The sequence below is a fragment of the Mesorhizobium sp. M0590 genome (assembly GCF_040320905.1).
Classification (GTDB): Bacteria; Pseudomonadota; Alphaproteobacteria; order Rhizobiales; family Rhizobiaceae; genus Mesorhizobium.
In genome coordinates, this window is the sequence record NZ_JAMYQN010000033.1 from 1 (window position 1) to 18,241 (window position 18,241).

The window sequence follows — 18,241 nt, forward strand, 5'->3', positions numbered from 1 at the left end:
CGATGACCGACCGTTCGGCGGCGCCGATCCGCCGGCGGCAGTGTTCTACTATTCCCGCGATCGCCGAGGCGAACATCCCGCGACGCATCTTGCCGGCTGGAGCGGCATTCTGCAGGCCGATGCCTTTGGTGGTTATGGCGATCTCTATGCGACGGGTCGTCAGCCGGCGCCTGTTCTGGAGGCCAGCTGCTGGGCCCACAGCCGGCGCAAAGTATTTGAGCTGGCCGATGTCGAACCGGCGGCGCGCAAGAAGGCGCACGGCGAGAAGCCCAACCTCGTCTATCCGCTGGCGGTCGAAGCCGTGAAGCGCATCGATGCCCTGTTCGATATCGAGCGCGCGATCAACGGCCTGTCGCCGGCCCAACGCCACGCCGTGCGCCAAGAGCGGAGCGCGCCGCTGGTCACCGAGCTCGAGCGCTGGATGATCAAGACGCGCGACAAGCTCTCGCGCGGACACGATCTGACCAAGGCCTTCAACTACATGCTGCGCCGCTGGTCATCCTTCACCCGGTTCCTCGACGATGGGCGGATTTGCCTATCCAACAATGCAGCCGAGCGAGCCCTGCGCGGCATCGCTCTCGGCAGAAAGTCTTGGCTGTTCTGCGGTTCCGATCGCGGCGGACAGCGCGCTGCCGTTCTCTACAGCCTGATCGTCAGCGCCAAGATGAACGATGTCGACCCGCAGGCCTGGCTCGCCGACGTCCTCGCCCGACTGCCCGCCTATCCGGCCCATCGGATCGATGATTTGCTGCCGTGGAATTGGAGATCCGCAAAATTGCGGACCCAACCAGCGGCGGCCTGATCATGCAGCGCAATAAGGTGCATCACGTCTACACCGTCGATCGTGTCGCCAGGGACCTCGGCGTCAGCGAAGCGCTCATCCAGGACCTGACCCTCGGTCTCGAGCCCGAGGACGGCGTCATCTGGGTCTACGGCGCCAACGATGACGACGGGATCTTGGCCTTCACCGATGAAGGCATCGAGGAGGTCAAACTCCTCCTCGAAGAATATCATCGCGTCTCCCCAAAGAAAGCTTGACCCCAGCACTCCGGTGCTCAGGTTCTCCTGGCTGCCGGATGCGCACGTCTGCGGTCTTCACCGGATGCGTACGGTAGACATTTCCTGCCGACAATTTCGAGAAAACAGCCAACCAAGGTCATACCCGGCCGTCAAAATAGACTGTCAGTCCCTGATAACTAGAGAATCTAACGACATGCTGGCTGCTATTTAAAGGTATTTCTCGCACCCAGCCTCGATGAGTTTTTTGGCAACCTGAGCACCGAGAAGCGCGAAGTCATGTGACCCTGGCGGAAGTTCCATCGTTGCGGTCAACAAATCATCGCTCGCGCTGTCGAAGACTGAAGCGATTAGTTGATGGCTGCCGCCGTCAAGCGTCGAACAATGTGCAGCTATCGCACTATGGCAGTTACCCTTTAGCTGAGCCAGGACCTCGCGTTCCGCCACGGCAGCATTCTCAGAGTCTTGGTCGTTTATCGCCCTTAGATAAGAACAGCGGTTAAAATCCTCACGTCTGATCTGGATCACCAAGATACCTTGGCCAACAGCAGGGAGGATTTCTGACTGCGTAAACAGACGCGTGACACGATGCTGAAATCCCACTCGTCTCAGGCCAGAGCCAGACAGGATCAAGGCGTCGTGGTCACCGGCATCTAATAGATTGAGCCGCGTATTCACATTACCTCGACTCAAATTCACCGTGCAGTTTGGAAACAACCGTTTTGCTGCAGCCTGGCGGCGTGGGGCGGAAGTACCTATCTTGATCCGATCCTGAGCATACAATTCATTCTCTGTGAGGCTGCTTCTGAGCACGAGCGCATCACGGGGATCCTCTCTGGGTAAAAACGCCACCAGCATAAGATCTTCATGCATTGCGACATCGCCTGGAATGTCCTTTAGCGCATGGATGGCGCAGTCGATTTCGCCGTTAAGCAGGCGTCTCTCCAGATCTTTGATGAACGTCCCTTTTCCACCGAAAAGCTTCAGATCCCCTTTGATTCGATCGCCCTCTGACACGTGGGGACATATTTCAACGTCGATACTCGGAGCCACTGCTTTGATTAGCCGTTCGGCACTCTCTGCGACCGCAATTGCCATCGGACTGCGTCGCGTTCCAAGGCGGAGTTTCGGGTGCTTCATGTTAATCACGTGCCAGTAATACTACGCCAGTTTCGGATACGTCGCCCTTATTCACTAAAAGAAAGCTGACCTCAAGATCAGCAAACGAAATCGTATCGAAAGGGTCGTAGTCAATGTATTTGCTGTACATAAACATTGCTCTAAGGCGGCCACGTGGCTTCCTTTGCAATAATTCCTCGACGAAACGCCGCTTGGTCGTGCCTGTTACGTCCCACAAGGTTGTTGCTCCCAGAATAGGCGAGAACCGGGCCGGGTGCGCAGCAGGAGCGTTGAAAACCACATAGTCAAAGTCGCTGTGGACCTCGGCGAAAAGGTCCGATTGCACCACTGGGATATCGAAGCCCAAACGGTCAAAGTTTCGGCGACCATTCTCGCATGCCTCATCCATGATGTCCGTTGCAGTGATCTGACGGCACCCTCTAAGCCACATGGCCGAGGACAAGAGCCCGCTTCCGGTACCTATCTCAACGATACGCGCATCAGGGGAGGGAGGTATCATGTCGATAGCTCGCAACATTTTACGGCCTGACTTCCCCTTGTTGGGGTTGAAAACGCCGGCGTCAATATGAAGCGAAATGCCGTTCAGAATTATGTCCGATGCCGTGGTGTCGGGAGCGACTGCGTCAATGCGAGTAAGCAGTTCTTCAATCCGGGGATCCAAAGGCATTTCGTAGCGCTTTCTGAGTTATGTGGTCAGGACGGCGACCCTACTACAACACATGCACATATGCCCGCTATCGATTTCGAGCAGCGGATCGCCTTGGTCCAGGACTTCGCGGAAGAGGTTACCAAGGGCAGGGCGTCTTGGCTGGCAGCCTTCCATGAAAACGTCGCCGATGCGTCGAACCCCCACTGCCATCTTGTCGTCCGTGACCGCGATCCCACCACGCAGAAACGCGTAATCGGCACGAGTGAGAATGGGTCGACGGGTCGCCGGTTCCATGTTGCGGATCTAGGGGCTTTGCTCCGCCCAGGACATAGGGCGCGGCTCGGGAGCCGCGCCAGCCGCCGCACCGACGCCGTTGCCCTGCAACCTAGCGATCTGGCCGGGTTTCATGGCTAGATCGCGCTTGCGTCGGGCGACCGGGACGATTACCACTTGATCATCCGGCAATGGTCGCTCAAGTGTCTTTGTACAGGGCTTCAGGGCGCTCGCACTGACTTCTTTGGTTCGAAACAGGTATCCGTCTTCCATTCATTCTTGTCGATCTGTTAATTGTGGGCTCAAGGATACAGCTTCTGGTTTCTGCAGTAACGTGAAAATAAAGTTTAATCTTGTACAATTTTAATCAAGACGGAGAGTGTAATGGACCCCGCTACGATAGCAGCGTTGGTAGAAGCAGCGCAAGCCTATTTCGCTAAGCAAAGTGACGATCTGTGGAAATCTGATGTATCTGATAAGCTTGACGAAATATCGGAACAGCTGAATGAAATAATTGACATTCTATACAATCTCAGGGTGTGGATTGCTGCCGACACAAAGGCAACTATCGTTGCTCTGGTCGTAGATGTTCTATCTGGTCAACGTGGAGAAATTGAGAAGCACGCAAAAGATATCCGTGCAGGTACCGCAACTCGGGAAGATTTTCGGCAGATGACTGAGCATGGAAGTGGGTTAGCAATCTCGCTTGACGTTATGTATAACTGGCAGAATTATGGCTTTACGTACTATCCCGCAACCATAGGCGGTTTCCTGACGTACTTTTACTACCTATCAGTTACAAAGGGTGGTCCTCTCTATACGCAAGAGAAATTGAATCAATATACCGGCTATCTTGCAAAGGCCTTAGACCGATCTGAGGCGAGATCCATTGGCCACGCATATGCATCGATTTCCAGCGCAGTTGCTGATGATCGTGGCTTCTTGAGCCAGTTTATCGGTCGTTTTAAGATTGCGTCGCTGGAACAGCCGATGGATTTTACGATCAATAAAGCGTTTCCCGTGCCGCGTCGGGAAATTGCAATATTGTCCATCACTGCTGACACGGAGCAAGGCATCTTATACAGCAAGCAGGTGTATTCGTTTGCTATAGATGATGATAGCGCCGAAACGGTTGCGCGGAGATCAGAGCTGGAAGACATTCCGCTATTTGGATCCTTTGATAACGAAATTCGAAAGGTACTTCCGGGTGTACCTTATGCTTCCGGCGGGGCAATCGTCATTGATGGTTATTCAGGCATCCCTACAGGCGATCTGGTGTTGGATTACAAGATTAAGCCCTTTTTGGAACCCAGACGTACGCGATACGTGGCAAATCATTCGATTCAGCAAGAACTTCAGAACCATGTCGAAGTTCTCCAGTTGGCACTCGACCGAGCTCCTAAGACATTTTCTGAGGTGACTCAAATAGGATTGGTTACCTCCGCATAAAACTGAAGTAATGTCGATCCGTGCGGCGGCGCGCCTGACGGCACGTTTTCTCCGGCGTTGTGGGCAGTTCTACGCGCAATATGGCGATGTTCGAGGTTCGGTCACTGGCAGAGACGATGATGCGGCTGGCCAAATCGCAAAGAGATTCTCTCGCGCCTCGCTTCCGATTTCTCGTCGCGGTCTCAGCCTGCTTCTGGGCCGATGCAGCCTACTCCGCGTCGTATATCTGCAAGATCGTGAATAGCGAGTGGCAGGAATTCAGCTTCCACGTCGTGGGATCTATCGACTACGTCGCCATCGGCCAGCGGGGAAAGGACTACGAGCTTAGCACCGGCGTATACCTATTTGGGCGTCCACGTGGCGAACGCAAGTCTGGCCACGACGTCACAAAAATTTCTGCGATTGGCTTCGGCGCCCTTTACGCGAGATCGAAGGACTCAACCAAGTTCAAGGTTTGCATAACCTCAGAAGGTGTCGCGCCGATTACTATCATTGATAAGGAATTTTGACGCTCCGAACCCGTCTTCTGTCGTGCCGATATTGGCGGCCAGCGGAGAAATCTTTACCTCGGCTCGACTGCCAGGAGCCCTAATCTCGAATTTCGCCGACGTTCGCCAGGGAGTTGAAATCCAGAGGGCTTACTGGCTTATTTTAATTATGATGTCGTAGCCTATAGCTTCCATGCGGACTGTATGGATCTAGTACTTTCCAAAGTCACCGACTGGTGATGAACGAGCCGGACGTGGTTTTGGCTAAGAAACATTCGTGGGTATTACCTAGGCGGGCACCCTTCGCCGGGGCGGTCAGTCCCGCGTCCCGCCTGCGCGGCGGCGCTATGCTGACGCTCCTTAGGCCACCCCTGATGAACCGGTCTCAGGGTCGCGAACTTTCTCCAGCACCGAACTGACTTGATTCCGCTGGCGGGCATTTCGGTGCTTCCGCCTTGTACGCCGCTTCGCGGCACGGCTGCGCCGACATGGATGTGCCTGGCGGCACGTTTCCTCTGTGACGGGAAGAGAGGCGCGCGGCCCTCTCTCCCCAGCAAGCCGCCGCGGGCGGCTTCCCCCATCTTCCGCGGCTTCGCCTTGTGCAGACCGGGGAGACCCCTCCGCCCCCGGGACTTGCCCCCCTCGCTCCCCGCTACTCGCCGCGAGGCAGGGGTTCAGGTGACCTGAACCCGTACGGGAAAGGGAAAATCCTGAACGACAATCAAAGGAGCAAGTCCATGAATACCGCTGAAATCACTATCCCGCTTAGCAAGCTGGTGCCGAGCGCATCCAACGTCCGCCGCGTCAATACGCAGGCAGGCAGGGCCGCACTGGCCGCCAGCATCGAGGCCCACGGCCTCATCCATAATCTCGTCACCCGCAAAGCCCCGAAGGGAGCCAAGTTTGAGGTCGTCGCCGGAGGGCGGCGTCTGGGAGCATTGCGTTTGCTGCTGGAGGAAGGTCGCGCCGTGCAGGGCGTGGTAGTGACCAAGGACTACCCGGTCAGGGCTATCCTGCGCGAGGAAGGCAGCGGCACCGAGATTTCTCTGGCCGAGAACGACCAGCGGGAGCCGATGCACCCGGTGGACGAGGTCATTGCCTACCGCGACCTTGTCGAACAGGGCATGGCGGCCGAAGACATCGCGGCGCGCTTCGGTAAATCCGTGGTTACGGTTCGGCAGCGGTTGAAACTCGCCAATCTGTCGCCGCGCATCCTCGATGCCATGCGCGCCGATGAATTGACCCTTGAACAGGCCAAGGCGCTGGCGTTGAGCGACGACCATGCGGCGCAGGAGGCTGCATGGTTCGAGCAGGATGGCTGGAGCCGTAATCCGGGGAGTATCCGCTCATTCCTGACCAGCGCCCATGTACGCGGCAACGACCGGCTGGCCCGTTTTGTCGGGATTGAGGCCTATGAGGCTGCGGGAGGCGGGGTGCTGCGTGACCTGTTCGCCGAGGATGAGCTGACGTTCCTGACCGACCGGCCCTTGCTGGTGAAGCTTGCCAGTGACCGGCTCGAGGCGGTGGCCGATGAGTTGCGCCCGCTGGGCTGGAAATGGGTGGAAATCAGCCTCGACAACGCGTTCATCCACAGCGGCGGGTTCGGGCGCATCCATGCGGTGCGGCGCGACCTCACCGAGGCCGAGCAGGCGGAACTGTCAGCGCTGGGCATGCAGTACGACGAGTTGGCCGAGGTCATTGACGCCTACGCCGAAGGCGACCCACAAATCGAGGCTGATGAGGCCAAGCTGCACGCGCTGGATAGCGGCATCGAGGCCATCCGGAACGCGGCGGAGGCCTTTAACCCAAGTGAAATGGCGCTGGCGGGCTGTATCGTGTCGATATCCTACGATGGGATCTTGCAAGTCACGCCCGGCTTGGTCGGGTCCGAGGACCGCAAAGCCCTTGCCATCTTGCAGGGCGGCGACGAAGCCAAGGACCAAGATGAGGGCGTCGAAGCGAGGCAGGCGGAACGCCCGGAAGAGGAGGACACCGGCATATCGGCAGCCCTGACCGAGGAGTTGACGGCCATCCGCACGGCAGCGCTGCGCGTGGAACTGTCGAACCGTCCCGATGTGGCGCTGGTCGCCATCCTCCATGCGCTGGTCAGCCGCCTGTTCTACGATTACCACCATGGGCGTATCGAGACAGCGGTGGAGGTCACCGGCCAGCGCCGCAATCTGGTTCCGCCCATTAAGGAGCCGGAGGCCTGCCGTGCGTTGACCGGCTGGAACGAGGTTTTGGAGGGCTGGCGCCACCGCTTGCCCGGGGACCCTGCCGACCTTTGGCCATGGCTGGTGACGCAGCCGCAGGACGTGCTGCTTGACCTGTTGGCGGTGGTGACTGCCGCCAACCTCAACGCCGTGGTCGCCCGCCACGAAACCGGCAAGGAACGCATTGCCAACGCCGACCTGATGGCAATGGCGGTGGGTCTGGACATGGGCCAGTGGTGGGTGCCGGAGGCGGCATTCCTGTCGCGGCTGTCGAAAGCGGACATCGCCGGCGTGATGCGCGAGGCCGGGTGTGCGGAAGATGCTGCCAGAGCGGTTGAACGCGCCCCGAAACCCGAAGGCGTCTTGCAGGCCGAGAAGGAACTGGACGGCAAGGGCTGGCTGCCCACAGCCCTGAAAGCGCCAGCACCAGCCATTGAGAAGGTGTCGATCGCCGCCGAATAGCAGATTACCCTACAAGCGGGCCGGGACAGAGAAATCCCGGCCTTCTTGCGTGCCGAACGTCCCCTGGCCGGTGTCGAACCGGCCGAGGCCGAGCGAGGCCCCCTGGACCCGCCCCTCGCGCTCCCCCACCCTTCAGACAATAACAAACGTAGATCCGGGACCCGGTCCTCGCCAGCTTTTTGTTAACTATCTAAAGAGCTAAGCTAGATAAGAGAATCAACCAGCGCGGGAGTTTTTGATCGGCTTCTTTCAAAGCTATGCTTTAAAAAGCCGTCATGTCGGAATGATAGATCGCGCCGCATACGAATAGTTTGACGCTCGGCGAGGTTAATGGCAGCATGTGGAATACGCCGAAACATCGAAAAGCTTCATCCTCAATCCCACAGCGCCCCGCGTGTGGGGCAGGAGGTATTCTCATGACTGTCAACGGTATTTACTGTCAGATCGGTATAGTGGACGGCTCTATCTCGATATCGGGACCTGCTACGCTGAACTGCTCTTTGGACTTAGAAGGGTATGATGAAGTGGATCACCTTCCCGATGGATTGACTATTTACGGCAATCTTAATCTTATTGGGACGAACATTCGCGCCTTGCCCAGTAATCTAACGGTATTTGGAAATGTGGATCTGGAGGGCTGCGACACTCTGCAAACGATAGGCAGAAACGTCTACATAAGCGGAAACCTCGATGTCGAGGTCTGCCGGCAATTGCGATCGCTACCCCCAGACCTGGTGGTAAAGGGGGCAATATTCAGTTAGGAACCTTTCTAAGGGAAGCGGCCCGTTCGGGTTGCTTCCCTTTTATTGTCCAAGGATGGCCGTCCGAAGGCGCACGCAAGCTACGATGTCCAAATTTGCCAATTGGGCACTTTTACTTTCACGTTCACAGTACATATTGAAAGCACTTACGAATCCAACTGCGGAATCATAAACCACCGGTTTGCATTCGGCCACTTTCGCTATCGCCTGACGGCCAGCGGAAGGCTTCCCTTTGATATTCATGGAGAAGGTCGCTAGAGAGCTTTTGGTAATACCATTATCGCTCATCAGTTTAAGCGCCGATGGGATGTAAAACAGCGCCAACCGCTGAAGTGACGGAGACGGTCGAAGGCGACAGAATGCAAAGGGTGCATGCCGGCGTAGACCGTAGCGGGCTGGCATTGCTTGGCCACAAACTAGGCGAGTTCAAAAAAAAGTAGACGATCGGCCGGTCACGACAGGGAGACTGTTATGTCCGTGTTTATGCGAATTGCGTTGATCACCGATCTCGTGGTGGTGCTGATTGAAAAGGCCAAGCCGGGCTGGGCCTCGGTGGCGCGTTCGGGCTCCTTGGCTGGATCGATATGCAGGACGATCTTGGCGACTTCCCCCCAGTCGGCATTTTCGGCGGCGGCATCGAGCAGACGCATATAGGTCACCATGTGCTCTTCATCATATCCGGTAAGGACCGGAGACGTCGGCGCCTCGTCGGCGACATCCGGATCGAGAACCGGCTTGACCATGTCTGAAGTTTAGCGGCTGTTCGCGGCCAAGCAAGCGCTGTACCGCACGGCTCAGTTTTCGGGCGGGGACTGGCGGCCGCAGATCGTGACGAAGGCGGAACTGCCCCACGCCGCCCGGGGTGTGAACATGATGGAATAGTCCTGTGTCCTGGGCGTGGGTCCGAACCAAAAATACAGCGAGGCGCTTTTCGCTTCCGGCAGGTCCATGGCCGGTGACCGGTCCTCGTCGGCGGCCGGTGTCGGCAGGCCGTCACGGCCGATGGTGATCATGGACACGCCGATATAGCTCCCGGCCTTAAAGCGGCCGACAAATTCGACCGCGTCGCCAATGTAGCGGAAGCACCCGTCACTTTGGCCGAGCTTGAATCTCTGTGTCGGAGTTGGTTGAGGCTGTTCTTCCTGGGCCGTCGCGGGAGCAGCCACGAGAACGGCAGCCCCGGCAGCAATCACGAGCGCTCGAATGGAAGTCATATCTTTCTCAGCAACCTGGATGAAGGCGCAAGCGGCCCGCCAGCAGTCTTATGCGCTACCGACTAGGCCGCGATGCTACAACAGGGACAAGAACCGTTATCGTTTTTCCAGCATGTGGTTGTAAAAATCGCCTTCAAAGCCCTTCCCCTCGGCCTGGACCTTGATCAGATCGCAGTCCATGGGCTGACCCATACAGAACACCGCGCCGTAAGTCGGCCAGTTGAACGATCGGGCGATGTCGCGCGGACGGTCCCCCTGGTTGTAGCCATGGAAGTCATACTTGAAATTCCTGGCTATCAGCACCGCCGTCATGGTGTCGATGATGTTGCTGGTCCACGCCTCCTTGTTGTGAAGGATCAGAATCAGGCTTGGATTCGCCTGCTTCGTCACCTGATCGACGAACCCGACGATGTCCCTGGCGGCGCTCGGTTGGGTAACCATGGAAAGGCTGCCGGCGAGAGCCACGGCACCAAGAATCTGGACGCACGAGCGTATGTTCAAAATCATCCTCCTTTGTTGCGATGTGAGCTAGAGCTTCGGCGCGGCGGCGTTCCCGTCGCGGATCTTCTTCGCGGCACCTTCGACCGACTTCTGGAATTGGGTAACCTGATCCCGGTCGGCGGCCGCTGCGGCGTCGTCGACCAGCTCGTAGGTGATGGCCGTCACGTAGTCGCTTCTGACGTCCATGCCGATCGCCATTTGCTTGTCACGGGCGGCGCTCTTTTTGACTTGCTGCCCCTTGCTCCAAAACCAGCGCATTGACGAGTTGCCATCGACGCTTGGCGGGCCAAATTTCTGGACGATCGCCGCACGGAGCGTGGCGAGCAACGGGCCTTTGCCGTCGTTGTAGGTGACTAATCGCCTGAGGTCGGTGGAGCGCTGGCCGGTCAGGGGAGATGAGAACTCCACCCTTACGCTTTGGGTGGCTTCAGCATCCTCCGGCCCAGTCCAGATCACGTAGGTAAAGTACCTGTTGGGCCCCGTGGCGATGATCTCGACGGTGAAATATTCCTCGTCGAGTAGGAAGCGGCCCGACGAATCCTCGTTGGTGAAGTTCTGGCCGGTCAATATTTTTCGAATGTCATCTACGGTCTGGCCCAGGCCGACTCCAAGAAAATCGGCTGCGCCACCATTGGGACTGAACAGGCTCGAAGGCAGGGTAGCGGCGGGTACGGTTACTTCAAGGGACAGCTTCTGCTGCGCACTCACGGGCGTCGCGGCTAACGCCAATGCGACTACCAAAGTCCAAATGCGGGCTCGTCCTACGATGTTTACGGGGCTTCGATCCTGCCGGTGATATCTGGAATCCTCGACGGCCGCGACGGAGGACAAGGCTGGGCTACGTCTCAAAGGTGCACCTATAAGGAGGCTGGAGAGAGACGAGACGTTTACGCAGAAATCACGATATTTGCGTCTGACTATGGACCGGCCAAGGTTAAGCACACCTTCGCTTTTATGCTCGTGTTTTAGGCAAGAAGCGGCGGATTTCCTTGAAAAAAGATCAAATATGAAGGGAAGATCGTATTGCAAATATCGTGACTTTTGGAGCAACAGCGAAAATCCAGGCGGATGAAATATGGGTATGCGCGTGTATCTACCGAGGCGCAGGACCTGACAGGTCAGGTAGAGCGCTTGAGAGCAGCCGGGTGCGAGCGGATCTTCTTCGAAAAGCGAAGCGGAAAAGATGTCGACCGACCGCAGCTTCAGCGATTGCTCAAATCCATAAGGCCGGGCGACGTGGTACTCGCGGTGGTCACAGACCGTATCGCGAGGGATCCGCTTGACTTGCTGAACATCCTGAAATCGGTGACGCAAGCGGGCGGTGGCTTGCGCCTGATCGATGAGCCTTTCATCGATACCACATCGGAATTGTCGGACCTCCTGCTTTTCATCGTGGGATGGGCGGCCAAGTGGCAACGGCGCCGGATCCTCGAGAACACCGCCTACGGCAGAGCCCGTGCCAAAGCCAGAGGCGTTAAGTTTGGCCGGAAGCCAAAGCTTTCGCACGCTCAATGTACTGAGGCGCTGGTCAGGCTGGCTGCCGGGGAACCTGCGCAGCAGGTTGCAAGGCGATTCGACGTCAGCCGCAGCACGATCTCTCGGTTGTGTCGTGAAAAACGCGCTGCTACCCAAAGTGCTTCATAATTTCCCTTGACGGTAAGTTATGAAGCATGCTGATATAGCGCTTCGTAGGTAGCACTCTTCACTTTTTTGGAAGGTCGCCATGCGTACAAAGGTCTACTTCTCTGCCAGCTTCTGCGAGGATGTTTCAAGAATCGGCATCTCGCGGAAGAAGCTGCTGTCCACCATACGGCGGCTTCGCCTGAATCCTACTTTGGGTAATGTCGCGTCGGCTACCACACCGGCGTTTCGGCAGTTGAGAGTCTTTTTTACCGGTCATGGCACCTTTGATCTGAACTACGTCTGGATCGAAGGGGTCGAAGACTTGGACTGCAGCTCGTTGACAACCGTCGACAGCTCGCCGGCCAAGCCGGAGATCAACAAGCTCATGTTGGGCGCACGGCTCGCCGGCATGTTCCTCAGGTACCTGTTCGATGGATTCCTCAACAGCTGAGAAACGACCTTCTAGATCAATGAAGAGCAATAAAATCAGAAACCCAGACATAGAGGAGACATCACGGTGAATGTTGTATCATCTGGTGTGCATGACAAAATCGTTGCCGCATTCGAACAGAGCACTCGCGATATCGTGCGGCGGCATTGGAAGGGGGGCAGCCGTGAAAAGCTCAAGCTGATCCGTCGCGCCCTCAATCTGACACAGCAGGAGTTTGCCGACGTTTTCGGTCTTCCCTATGCGTCTGTCCGCAATTGGGAGCAGCCCGAAAAGGAACCGACGGGCGCCGCGGCCCTGCTGATCGACATGATCGTTGAAGACCCTAAAGTCGTCTCCGATCTGGTCGCACGCGTAAAACGGCGAAACAGCGAACCTGCCGAATAGCCGGTTCAATCGAGAAGGGAGGCGGCCAGGAGGCCGCCTTTTTTTCATTGAGACTTTGGTAGGCGGGCAAAGTCACCGAGTCGCAGGACTTCGCCGCCCAGATTGAGCGCCTGCAGACTGCGGTAAGATTTTCTCTGAGAAGCGCAGCGGCAAGGATGCCAACCGCCGTCAACTCCAGCGGCTGCTAAGGGCCCTGAAGCGCGGTGACGTCGTCCATGCTGTGGTTACGGTGACGGCGGCCGGCGCCGGGCTGCGCTTGCTGGCCCTCCATCGACACGACGTCGGAAATGTCAGATCTGGTACTGTTCCTTGTCGAGTGGGCTGCCAAATGGCAGCAGCAGCGACGTGAGGCGCTGGCACGGCTTGCCGCCGGCGAGGCGAGGGACAGGTCGCCCACCGCTACAATGTCAGCAACAGCACGATCTCGCGGCTGCCTCCGTAGCCTCAAAGGCGGAACTTTATTCGCTCAGCAAAACTTGAGTTGCTCTTCCGTCACAAAAGACGCGTAGGTTTCCGCCATCGAGGACATTGATCATGGCGTTACGCATCAGGCTGCCTGGGGGCACGCTGAAGGTGAAGACTTATCGCGAGCTGCGCGTCCGCGAACGTGAGCGTCGTGTGCCGATGGTCAAGATCGGATCAATGTACGTCATCTGGTGGAAAAATCACCAAGACCCCTCCAAAAAGCGGATGGATGAGCCGCGTCGTTGATAATCGGCAAAGGCGGTCAGCCCACGCGGGCGACCTCTCCGTCGGCGGTAGACTAGGCTCTGTCAGCTTGCTAATAATCTGTCGTCTGCGCGCACCAGGCGTACCCCGAGCCCCGCCACCCAGCTTGGTGCGACGCGTGACCGCCCGCCGCGCCCCGCGCTCGGCGGGCTAGTCGTTTCCGTCGTGTCCACTAGTTGCCCAGCACTACACGATCCTTTCCTGTGGCATGGAGAGGACCCTCTGGGATGACCGACGAGCCCAACAGACCACAATCGGTGGACGGCCCGGCTGTTTTACGGCTCGTCAGTGAAACGGACATCACCCATGAACAAGCTCGCGAGCTGGTCAGCCTTTTGGGCAGTGCCCATTGGGCGTCGCTCATACGGGAAGCCCGGGTGCTGATCCGCTCACGCGGATCGCCATGAACTCCAACGCTGCCGAAATGAAAATCGGCAGATCGGACCCTCATCCGGATCGTGTTCGCGAGTGGCTGGAAACTAACGCCTATCTCCCGGTACGAGCGACCGACGCGGAGACAAATGGGAGGGCGTAGCAAGCGGCCTTAGTGGTCGGAGCTGACCTCGCCGCCGAACATCGTTTTAAACGTGGTCAAACAGTTCGTGATCGCGGGATTGGCGGTGGTCATCACCGTATAGGGACTGGTTTGCCCAGGAAGCAGGGGCTGGTATTCGACCATCGCCGTTGCCGACTTCACGTAATCGCCATTGCTGGAGAATATACCGACGGCCATCAGATTTTCGATTGGCCGGGTCGTTTTGTTCGTGACCCTGCCGGTGATTTTAATAAAACCGTATTCGGTTCCGCATCTTGAGCCATCGATCTTGAGGTCAGGCCTTGCCGCGATACGTTCGGCCTCACTTTTGGCCTTTGCCTCAGCTTCATTCTCCTTGGCACTTTTCGCTCTCACCTCGGCTAGCATCTGCTGGAATTTAGCCGCCTCCGCAGCTTTTTGTTCGGGCGATTTCAGGCTCTCGGAGATACGGAAGGTAATGACCGGGAGCGCGATGATCGCAATAACGATGATTGCGGTAATGCGCGTCCAATCCGCCGTCAGGAAAGCGAAGATCTGGCCAACTGCCGACCTGGCGGGGGGATTATTCGGCATCTGTACCAGAATTGGCGACACCGGAGCTGCCACGGCCCCGCGCCTTCCGAATGATCCCTTTGTCTCGCCCATGTCCAAGTCCGCCGATTCAGTATTTCGGCTGGACTATCACAAGCGCGTAAATGGCAGCCTAAGCTCGACGATAAAGATGTACTTTCCTGGAGGTATGGTGTGGAGGGGTGACCAAGCTGACGCAGCTCATTGATCCGGTCAGAGATTTCCATCCCCAGAATCAGGTATTGACGGCTGACGGGCGCCTTCTGTCCGGCTTGCTCTTTGTTGAAAAGGGGGGCCCCTGCACCCCTGCCCGACCGGCGAGGTCCGGGGTAGCAACTGCAAGAGGGTGTTGGTGCGGCCGCAGGCGAAGCCGAGGCTCGGCGCTCTTGCGGGCGCGAGGGGCGGAGCCCCTTAGTCCTATCTCGTCGGAATAGTGAAATTGCAGTTGCCCCAAAGCTCCTTGGCGTACTTGCGTGCAAGCCGGCGCGAGTCGGTAGCAATGTCGAAGCTGCTTCCGTTCACCCAGCAATAAAGGCTTTCTATCAAGGGAATTGTCAGTTTCAGAAGCTTCCGCTCGTCCCCGTATTTCAGCGGCTGGACCGTCGCTTTCTGCTCGCGGCGTGTCTGCGCGAGGGAATGGGCGATGTGCTTGTCGCGCACATTGCGCACGGAATCCATCTCGGCCGACGCACCGAGTGCTTTAGCTTTGCGGATTGCCGCTTTCAGCCGTCGCACCGTCTTGCGCGCCTGGTCCTCGGCAAATGACCGCTGATGCTCGTCCATCATACGTTCGATCTCCGCCTGCAGGGCGGGGTCGGTCTCGCGTGTCATGTTGTAGACCCCACGGCCGGCATGAGCGACCCGCGTTTCTTCGGCGAGGGCGGCAAGAACATCTGGATGATCGATCAGCATGACCGCCGAAGGGATACTCGCCACGTGAAAGTCCGCCTTGTCCCATAACGCCGACAGGCGCAGCAGCTCCATCTGGTGCAGGCTCGATTGTAGCACTCGGAAGGCGTGAGCCGCATACGACTGGGGTATCTGGGAGGATAGAAGCGGGGAGTAGAGGACCAGCGCGTTGGTTTCATGAACGGCTATCACGTCGAGGACGTGGTCCGTAAGCTTGTGGATCAAGGGTTTAGCCGTCGCTACGCGGTCGGCTGCTGTCTGCCCTTGAACCCAGGTGGGAAAATCTCGGCGCGCCATTCCTAGGTCAAGATCCGTTCCACCCCGTCGGCACCGAATGGGGGCGGCCGAGCTCTTCCATCCAACCGGCGACGTGGATGGGCTGGATGGCGGACAGGGCGGTTAGGCCCCGATCGGCGCACCAGGCGTGAAAGTCGACGGCAGCGCGGGCGTCGGCGTTGCGGGTGTTCGGATTGCGGGTGTTGGCGGAGAAGAACCCAAGGAATCGGGTGACTGTCTGCTCAGGGCAGGCGGCTATCATTTCGGGCAGCAGGAGGGCCGGGGATGATAAGGTGAGAACCTGGTTCAAGAGAGCGGGATTCCCAACCGCTTGCCAAGCTCGTACTTTCCAAGTGACTTAGCCACTTCCCATATGAAACCTAGGCTTCCGCTCCCCACCTTCTTGGCCCCATCCTTTGCCGCGCTCCAGGCTTTCGGATCGCGAACGTCGTCCAAAAACTCGTGACCGAGCCACCGAAACCCGTGATATCTTTCGATCGTTATCCCGTCTTCACTGATCCCTCCCATGGAGATGAGGTCGCCTTGGGTCATAATCCGGATGTGGTAGGCAACATCGCCGTTCGGCCGGTCAGCAAAAGCGAGTGGCGCTTGGCCAATGGTCAATTTCACGGGAGCGCCGAAGTGCGCAGGGACATCTTCCAACGCAAGCAGCACGTCTCGGACCAAATCCATGTCGCGTTTCATTCCGGCGGTCTCATGCTGTTCACGTCCCTCTCCTATATCCGATAAGGACATTATCACAGATAGACCTGAAACTTGGATTCCCTATCGGGCCGGCACAACACGTTTCATCGCCCGCTAACGTTTGCGGTAATAGGCATCCCATGCCAGTCCAATATCGGCGAATGACCATTCCCTTCTTCGGCCATAAGCGGGGCTTAGGCGGGTGAAGCACTCATTCAGGCCGGTCTCCCGTTGGAACTTCATGAACCACGCCGTGGATTTTGGCTTGCCGCGCGCCGTTGTCTGGATCCGGCGTATGAGCTCGCCATGCGCCCAGTGGTCATTGGGATTGGCGAGGGAAGCGGGGTCGGCCAGGTAGCCGCGGAGCTTTTGTAAAGTAGCATCTTCTGGTGTCTGGTGAAGGTCTGCGCGGAGTTCTTCAACGGCGAGGGCGGCCCCTATTTTCGCAGCTTCCGTCAGCATGTCGCGCAATTGCGTGCTGGTCAGCACCAGCGCTTGCAGGGCGTCCATGAGCCATACTTTCCTTGATGGGATTTTTGCGGCGAAGGGTGCCGCCGGTTCATTGCCTCACAGTCCAAAAATGACGTCAAGCCTTATATGCCGAGAAGGGCGCCGAGCTTTTGGGGTGACCGGCTGTTCGGCCATTAAACTACTGACGCGTCAGGCAGCGCAAACCGGCCGTTAGCCGGAGGGGAATTACGATCTATTACGACCTTGCGGCACTTGGCATTTCGAACGCTACTCTATAAGCATTGCGGAAGGGCAATCCTCACCGCTTGAATAGGCCGAATATGTCGCCTCTAAAGGCCACAGTGGCGTTAGGTCTTCTGCTGGCGATGCGGGAGGCAGCCGTCGCCGAACCTTACCTTGTTTCGGACGGAAGCTTGCTGACCGACGATACGTCTTGTCGTTTTGACATTGATTTCAACAATAGCGGTTCGGTGCTGCAAGCACTAAACGTGCTACTGTCGACCTCTGAGCGCTACAAGGTAAGAGAGTCTGCAAAACGGGGTCCCATCTCACTCGCGCGCGTGTCTACCAACGGGTATGACGCAAGGTTTCGCATGCAATATCTCGGTTATCATACCAATCGCTGGTACGTTTCCGCCGACTGGATTGTAGAAATAAAGATATCGTTGACAGATAAGATGTATCTCAACGTTCTCGACAAGAACAATATCGACTCGCGGCAGGATAATATTACGCTGGATCGCTGCGATGGAAAGCCTCAGGACCAGATCGCCGAGGAACCTAGCGATAGCTCCGACGCCCATTTCCAAGCGTCAATCGCTGAGGGGCAGGCGCAAGACGTGGCTCGTTTGCGCAATTTCGAATGGCACATGGGCAACGTCTACAACACGATCACCGCTAAACTGCTATTGCTTGGAGTTAAAAATCCTTTGGTGAAAGCAAGTGCAAATAGATTAATGGAAAAAGACAAAGAGGCACGTAAGGCATATATTATGAACCGTGATGAATCGGCGCTGGAAACTCACAATAAGAGAGAGATCGAGACTCGTGCGTACTATTGCAAGGATGAGCCTTCCGATCCTATTTGTCGCTAGCTTGTACTCTTACGCGTCCGCGGAAACGGACGACGAATTCGCCTGTATTGCATTTAATTATTGGCTTTTCGCGGCCGGTGGGTACTCCGATAATGAATTAAAGCATGAAATTCAGCGGATCTGCGATGCCAGGGTTGCCTCAGTTGTGCCCGAGCAGCACATAGACAAGTTCATTGACGTCATGAATCTTCGCAGTCCACAAGCTTTCAAAAAGGCTTATGGCGAGAAGCGGTATCTGCAATCCAAACAGATTGCCGGAGCTGCTATAAGACTGTCGAACGAACTTAGGGCGCAACTCGACGAAGCGTCACCCCTCCCGTAAAAGCT

General features: G+C 57.2%; 23 protein-coding genes. 12 read left to right on the forward strand and 11 right to left on the reverse strand.

What is annotated here, in order from left to right; genetic code table 11:
- Together tnpC and NKI52_RS30705 are read left to right on the forward strand one after the other, a co-directional pair.
- Positions 1-802 (forward strand): IS66 family transposase (gene tnpC / locus NKI52_RS30700; RefSeq protein WP_352700638.1); only part of this gene is annotated, 802 nt, incomplete at its 5' end.
- 2 nt (positions 803-804) lie between these two features.
- Positions 805-1,038, forward strand: a complete 234-nt coding sequence (locus tag NKI52_RS30705) for a hypothetical protein (protein WP_023731894.1) — start codon at positions 805-807, stop codon at positions 1,036-1,038.
- Positions 1,039-1,227: 189 nt separating this feature from the next.
- Here NKI52_RS30705 and hemC read toward each other — a convergent pair whose 3' ends face one another.
- Together hemC and NKI52_RS30715 are read right to left on the reverse strand one after the other, a co-directional pair.
- Entirely contained in the window at positions 1,228-2,157 is a 930-nt protein-coding gene (gene hemC / locus NKI52_RS30710) for a hydroxymethylbilane synthase (protein WP_352700639.1), read from the reverse strand.
- 1 nt (position 2,158) lies between these two features.
- The gene (locus NKI52_RS30715; protein WP_352700640.1) at positions 2,159-2,824 is read right to left on the reverse strand and encodes a methyltransferase; all 666 of its coding nucleotides are present in this window, start codon (positions 2,822-2,824) and stop codon (positions 2,159-2,161) included.
- Between the two features lie 639 nt (positions 2,825-3,463).
- Between NKI52_RS30715 and NKI52_RS30720 the strand changes: the two genes are divergently transcribed.
- The 4 genes from NKI52_RS30720 (at position 3,464) to NKI52_RS30735 (ending at position 8,452) form a co-directional block, all read left to right on the forward strand.
- Complete coding sequence (locus NKI52_RS30720; RefSeq protein WP_352700641.1) at positions 3,464-4,528, forward strand: hypothetical protein; 1,065 nt, start codon at positions 3,464-3,466, stop codon at positions 4,526-4,528.
- A gap of 80 nt (positions 4,529-4,608) precedes the next feature.
- Positions 4,609-5,037: a hypothetical protein gene (locus tag NKI52_RS30725; RefSeq protein ID WP_352700642.1), complete on the forward strand. Its 429-nt coding sequence runs from the start codon at positions 4,609-4,611 to the stop codon at positions 5,035-5,037.
- Positions 5,038-5,753: 716 nt separating this feature from the next.
- Complete coding sequence (locus tag NKI52_RS30730; protein WP_352700643.1) at positions 5,754-7,691, forward strand: ParB/RepB/Spo0J family partition protein; 1,938 nt, start codon at positions 5,754-5,756, stop codon at positions 7,689-7,691.
- A 416-nt stretch (positions 7,692-8,107) separates the two neighbouring features.
- Positions 8,108-8,452, forward strand: coding sequence for a hypothetical protein (locus tag NKI52_RS30735; RefSeq protein WP_352578750.1), 345 nt, complete (start codon positions 8,108-8,110; stop codon positions 8,450-8,452).
- Positions 8,453-8,904: 452 nt separating this feature from the next.
- On the opposite strand, the gene NKI52_RS30740 is transcribed toward NKI52_RS30735, so the two are convergent.
- From NKI52_RS30740 to NKI52_RS30755, 4 genes are all read right to left on the reverse strand, one after another.
- Positions 8,905-9,195 carry a hypothetical protein gene (locus NKI52_RS30740; protein WP_352700644.1) on the reverse strand — a complete coding sequence of 97 codons (291 nt, stop codon included), beginning with the start codon at positions 9,193-9,195 and terminating at the stop codon, positions 8,905-8,907.
- Positions 9,196-9,246: 51 nt separating this feature from the next.
- Positions 9,247-9,666: a hypothetical protein gene (locus NKI52_RS30745; RefSeq protein ID WP_352700645.1), complete on the reverse strand. Its 420-nt coding sequence runs from the start codon at positions 9,664-9,666 to the stop codon at positions 9,247-9,249.
- A gap of 96 nt (positions 9,667-9,762) precedes the next feature.
- The gene (locus NKI52_RS30750) at positions 9,763-10,167 is read right to left on the reverse strand and encodes a hypothetical protein (RefSeq protein WP_352700646.1); all 405 of its coding nucleotides are present in this window, start codon (positions 10,165-10,167) and stop codon (positions 9,763-9,765) included.
- A gap of 27 nt (positions 10,168-10,194) precedes the next feature.
- Positions 10,195-10,875 carry a hypothetical protein gene (locus NKI52_RS30755; RefSeq protein WP_352700647.1) on the reverse strand — a complete coding sequence of 227 codons (681 nt, stop codon included), beginning with the start codon at positions 10,873-10,875 and terminating at the stop codon, positions 10,195-10,197.
- A gap of 360 nt (positions 10,876-11,235) precedes the next feature.
- Here NKI52_RS30755 and NKI52_RS30760 point away from each other — a divergent pair, with 360 nt between their 5' ends.
- The 5 genes from NKI52_RS30760 to NKI52_RS30780 all read left to right on the forward strand — a co-directional run bounded on the left by NKI52_RS30760 (position 11,236) and on the right by NKI52_RS30780 (position 13,761).
- On the forward strand, positions 11,236-11,811 hold the full coding sequence (locus NKI52_RS30760) for a recombinase family protein (RefSeq protein WP_352700648.1): 576 nt from the start codon (positions 11,236-11,238) through the stop codon (positions 11,809-11,811).
- Positions 11,812-11,890: 79 nt separating this feature from the next.
- Positions 11,891-12,241, forward strand: a complete 351-nt coding sequence (locus tag NKI52_RS30765; protein ID WP_352700649.1) for a hypothetical protein — start codon at positions 11,891-11,893, stop codon at positions 12,239-12,241.
- A 66-nt stretch (positions 12,242-12,307) separates the two neighbouring features.
- Positions 12,308-12,625, forward strand: coding sequence for a helix-turn-helix domain-containing protein (locus tag NKI52_RS30770; RefSeq protein WP_352700650.1), 318 nt, complete (start codon positions 12,308-12,310; stop codon positions 12,623-12,625).
- Positions 12,626-13,159: 534 nt separating this feature from the next.
- On the forward strand, positions 13,160-13,336 hold the full coding sequence (locus tag NKI52_RS30775; RefSeq protein ID WP_352700651.1) for a hypothetical protein: 177 nt from the start codon (positions 13,160-13,162) through the stop codon (positions 13,334-13,336).
- Positions 13,337-13,581: 245 nt separating this feature from the next.
- Positions 13,582-13,761, forward strand: coding sequence for a hypothetical protein (locus NKI52_RS30780; protein ID WP_352700652.1), 180 nt, complete (start codon positions 13,582-13,584; stop codon positions 13,759-13,761).
- Between the two features lie 137 nt (positions 13,762-13,898).
- Here the strand turns inward: NKI52_RS30780 and NKI52_RS30785 are convergent, their stop codons facing one another.
- The 5 genes from NKI52_RS30785 to NKI52_RS30805 form a co-directional block, all read right to left on the reverse strand.
- The gene (locus NKI52_RS30785) at positions 13,899-14,534 is read right to left on the reverse strand and encodes an FxLYD domain-containing protein (RefSeq protein ID WP_352700653.1); all 636 of its coding nucleotides are present in this window, start codon (positions 14,532-14,534) and stop codon (positions 13,899-13,901) included.
- A 342-nt stretch (positions 14,535-14,876) separates the two neighbouring features.
- Positions 14,877-15,593, reverse strand: a complete 717-nt coding sequence (locus tag NKI52_RS30790) for an AbiU2 domain-containing protein (protein WP_352700654.1) — start codon at positions 15,591-15,593, stop codon at positions 14,877-14,879.
- Positions 15,594-15,672: 79 nt separating this feature from the next.
- A complete protein-coding gene (locus NKI52_RS30795) occupies positions 15,673-15,954 on the reverse strand; it encodes a site-specific integrase (protein WP_352700655.1) in 282 nt (93 codons plus the stop codon).
- The gene (locus NKI52_RS30800; RefSeq protein WP_352700656.1) at positions 15,951-16,349 is read right to left on the reverse strand and encodes a DUF2513 domain-containing protein; all 399 of its coding nucleotides are present in this window, start codon (positions 16,347-16,349) and stop codon (positions 15,951-15,953) included. Before NKI52_RS30800 ends, NKI52_RS30795 begins: the two co-directional genes overlap by 4 nt.
- Positions 16,350-16,463: 114 nt before the next feature.
- A complete protein-coding gene (locus NKI52_RS30805; RefSeq protein ID WP_352700657.1) occupies positions 16,464-16,859 on the reverse strand; it encodes a hypothetical protein in 396 nt (131 codons plus the stop codon).
- 281 nt (positions 16,860-17,140) lie between these two features.
- On the opposite strand from NKI52_RS30805, the gene NKI52_RS30810 reads away from it, so the two are divergent.
- Positions 17,141-17,914 (forward strand): hypothetical protein, encoded by a 774-nt coding sequence (locus NKI52_RS30810; RefSeq protein ID WP_352700658.1) that lies wholly within the window; start codon positions 17,141-17,143, stop codon positions 17,912-17,914.
- Positions 17,915-18,241 lie beyond the last annotated feature (327 nt).